Source organism: Streptacidiphilus neutrinimicus, from assembly GCF_000787815.1.
Taxonomy (GTDB): Bacteria; Actinomycetota; Actinomycetes; order Streptomycetales; family Streptomycetaceae; genus Streptacidiphilus; species Streptacidiphilus neutrinimicus.
Genome location: NZ_BBPO01000003.1, coordinates 1 through 2744, shown reverse-complemented (window position 1 = coordinate 2744; position 2744 = coordinate 1). Strand labels below are relative to the sequence as shown.

At 67.9% G+C, this 2744-nt stretch carries 2 protein-coding genes; both read right to left on the bottom strand.

The genetic code is table 11. The annotated features are described in order from the left end of the window. Positions 1–6: 6 nt before the first annotated feature. The gene (locus TR48_RS02990; protein WP_042364266.1) at positions 7–1653 is read right to left on the bottom strand and encodes an ABC transporter substrate-binding protein; all 1647 of its coding nucleotides are present in this window, start codon (positions 1651–1653) and stop codon (positions 7–9) included. Between the two features lie 245 nt (positions 1654–1898). Further along, complete coding sequence (locus TR48_RS02985; RefSeq protein WP_042364265.1) at positions 1899–2582, bottom strand: HAD family hydrolase; 684 nt, start codon at positions 2580–2582, stop codon at positions 1899–1901. Positions 2583–2744: the final 162 nt, after the last annotated feature.

Here is a 2744-nt window from a genome sequence, read left to right as displayed (position 1 = left end):
AGGCGGTCAGGAGGAGGTCTTGCCGATCATCCACCAGCGCGAGATGCCGGAGCTGTCCAGGGTCAGCGGTACCCCGGTGACGTCCGACTGCGCGGCGGCGAACTGGCTGTTCTCCCAGATCGGGATGATCGGGACGTCCTTGGCCACGTAGTTCTGGATCTTCTTGTAGGTGGCCGCGGCGGTCTCGCGGTCCTGGAAGGTCAGACCGGTCGTGATCAGCCCCGCCACAGTCTGGGCGTCGGAGCCGCGCCAGCCGTTGTACAGGGCGTTGTTCGGACCGACCAGCGGGTTGATGAAGTCGTCGATGTCCTGGTAGTCCGCGGACCAGGCGACCATGAACGCGTCGAAGTTGTGCGTCTTCAGCACCGCGTTCTGCATCGCGGTGTAGCTGGCGTAGCCCTTGAGGGTGACCTGGAACAGCCCGCTCTGCTCGAGCTGCTGCTTGATCATGGCCACCTCCCGCTCCTTGGCCGAGTCACCCTTACCGTACGAGAGGGTGAACTTGACCGGCAGCGAGATACCCGCGCTCTCCAGCTCCGCCTTGACGTGGGACGCGGACTCCGGGTTCCGGCCGTACAGGTTGGCGAACGAGGCCGTCGCATTGGTGATGCTGGACGGGACGATCGTGTAGGCCGGGGAGACCGTGTGCTGGAAGTCGCTGTCCGCGATGGCGTTCCGGTCGATCAGGGCGGCGATGGCGCGCCGGACCGCCGGGTTCGACAGCGGGCCGGAGACGGTGTTCAGCGACATGACGCGGACGGTGCCGCCGGCGCCACTGGAGACCTGCAGGCCGGTGCCGAGCTGCTGGCCCGCCTGCATCGTGACGATGTCGGACGCGTTGAGGTCCTGGATGACGACGTCGACGTCCTTGTTGTCGAGCGCCGTCTTGGCCTCGGCCTGGCTGGCGTAGTACTTGAGGTCGACCCCGGAGTTGCGCGCGGTGCTCGCGGCGCCCTGGTACTGCGGGTTGCCCTGGTAGTTCGGGTTCAGCGAGAGCTTGACCTCGGCGGGGGTCTTGTTCGCGCCGGAGCCGGTGAAGCTGACCGAGTCGAGCTTGTAGCGGCCGGAACCGATGACACCGGTGAAGTCCGTCGCCTCCTCCTTGGTGCCGGAGAAGACCTTCGGGTCCACGATCGAGGCGACACCGGAGGTGAGACGGTCCGGCAGGGTCGCGTCGGGGCCGGTCAGGTGGAAGATGACCTGGTTCGTGCCCGAGGTCTCGACCGACTTGATGGTGCTGAGGATCGAGACGGCGCCGTTCGGGTCGTTGATCTTCTGCACGCGCTCGATGGAGAACTTGACCGCGGCGGCGTCCAGCGGGTCCCCGTTGGAGAACTTCAGGTTCGGGCGCAGCGTGCACTTGTAGGTCACGGAGTCCGTGAACGCACACGACTGGGCGGCGTCGGGTGCCGGCTGGTTCGCGCCCGCCGGGTAGCTCAGCAGGCCCTGGTAGATGTTGTAGAACACCGCCCACGCGCCGACGTCGTACGCCTGCGCGGGGTCGAGCGTCGAGTACGGGTTGGCCGAGCCGACCTTGATGATCACGCTCGGGACGCCCGCCACGGGACCGGCCGACTTGGAGGAGCCGCAGGCGGTGGTCGTGGCGATGAGGCCTACGCAGCTGAGCGCTGCCAGCCGCTTGAGAGCTGACATCAGTTCTAATCTCCTTGCCGGCGCTGAGGGGTGTCGCCGCCGCGCCACGACGCCGGGCACCACTCGCTGGGGTGCAGCCCGGGCTCGCGTGAGGTCGAGTGGTCGGTAGCCTGCCATACGATCGCACGAAATACGCACTCGGCACTCACCGAGGGTTCGCCCAAAGCCCGCAATTGGCCAGAGATTTGAGGGGCTGTATCCGAGAATGTCCGATTTGGCGTTAGCAGGTAGTTACTTTTTCCTGCTCACGTCAGATCGAGTTCGCCCGCCAACAGGCCCCTGAGCAGCGCCGTGTCCACACCCTCCAAGGTGGTGCGCACGGTCGTGCGCGGTCCCGGCTCGATGGCGGCGACGGACGGCACCGCCAGCACATGGCAGCCTGCCGCCTGGCCTGCGCGCACGCCCGTCGGGGCGTCCTCGATGACGACGCAGCGCGCCGGGTCCGCGCCCAGCCGCGCGGCTGCGAGCAGGTACGGGTCCGGGTGGGGCTTCGTCCGCTCGACCTCGTCCCCGGCCACGGTGAAGCCGAAGAAGTGCGCCCCCAGGGTCTTCAGCACCTGGTCGATGATCCGCCGGTGCGACGCGGAGACCAGCGCCGCAGGCACACCCTGCGCGGCCAGGTCCACCAGCAGCGCCTTGGCGCCGGGCCGCACCGGCACTCCCTGGCCGATCAGCTCCACGAACCGGTCGTTGACCGCGTGCCCCAGTGCGGCCGGGGTCAGCGGAGCGCCGGACACCTTCAGCAGATGGTCGACAACCCGGCTCATCGGCCCGCCGACGACGATCTCGCGCTCCTCGAGGCCGATCGGGTGGCCCAGCTCGGCCAGCAGAGTGCTCTCGGCCTCCCACCAGAAGTCCTCGGTGTCGACCAGAGTGCCGTCCATGTCGATCAGAACGGCCTGCAGGGTGTGGGAAGCGAGAGTGGTCACGGGCGGCTGCGTCTTTCTCGGCGCCGTCTTCCGACGGAGGACGGTTCGGGCCGACCACCCTGAAGGGTGACCGGCCCTGGGATCCTCCCGACCAGGTCGGGAGGAGGGTCCTACAGCTTACGCCTCGCGCACTTCACGCGCCTCACACGCACCTTTCGCGCG

What these genes read in the sequence shown, in the direction of transcription:
- TR48_RS02990 (WP_042364266.1), bottom strand. Translation starts at nt 1,653, where the DNA reads ATGTCAGCTCTCAAGCGGCTGGCAGCGCTCAGCTGCGTAGGCCTCATC.